We start from the raw sequence: 904 nt of genomic DNA, 5'->3' as shown, positions 1-904 counted from the left end.
TACGCTACCAGCCGGCGCTGACCTGCCGTATCTTCCCGCACCATCACCACACACTGCTCAACCTGTGGCGCACTCCGCAACACCTCTTCCACCTCGCCCGGCTCGATCCGGTAACCACGGATCTTTACCTGATCGTCTATACGACCCAAAAATTCGATATTCCCATTCCCCTGCCAGCGACCCAGATCCCCCGTACGGTATAATCGCCCTTCGATTCCCGCTACTTCCACATACTTCTCCCCGGTCAACTCCACTTTGTTGATATACCCTTGCGATAACCCATCCCCTCCTATATATATTTCCCCCGATACACCTACCGGTGACGGGCGGCCGTGTTCATCCAATATGTACAGTCCCGTGTTCGATAAACCCCGCCCTATCGGTACCATTCTGTTCAAAAACACTTCATTTATCTCATAATAGCTTGCGTACACCGTTGTCTCGGTTGGTCCATACACATGCACAATCCTACCAACACCCATGGCCGACAACCCTCTTCTAACATGTGACAACGACAACAGTTCCCCTCCAAACAGCAGCTTCCGAACGCTGTCCAGCGCCGGCAGCCCCACATCCACAAACGCGTTGAACAACGCCGTCGTCACGAACATCATCGTTATCCGGTGCTCCGATATCAGCTTCGACATCGCATACACATCAGAGGCCCATTCATCCCTGATCATGTACAACCGGCCTCCCTTCAACAGGCAACTGTATATTTCATACACCGACCCGTCGAATGAATAGTTTGACCACTGCAGCATCCGGTCCGACGACCGTACGGCTATCGGGCCCGGCTCCTCAACCAGTTTCACGATATTGCGGTGAACCACCCTGATCCCTTTGGGATGACCTGTGGTTCCCGATGTATACATGATATAGGCCGCATCCTGCGCTTTGATTG

Annotated in this window: 1 protein-coding gene; it reads right to left on the bottom strand. The window is 53.2% G+C overall.

Annotated elements, in window-relative coordinates:
- Window positions 1-904 (bottom strand): AMP-binding protein (locus tag AC59IL_RS38925; RefSeq protein ID WP_496557668.1); only part of this gene is annotated, 904 nt, incomplete at both ends.

Source organism: Niastella sp. sgz303648 (genome assembly GCF_059587045.1).
The sequence above is the reverse complement of the archived record's forward strand: the minus strand, read 5'-3'. Positions and strand labels throughout refer to the sequence as shown.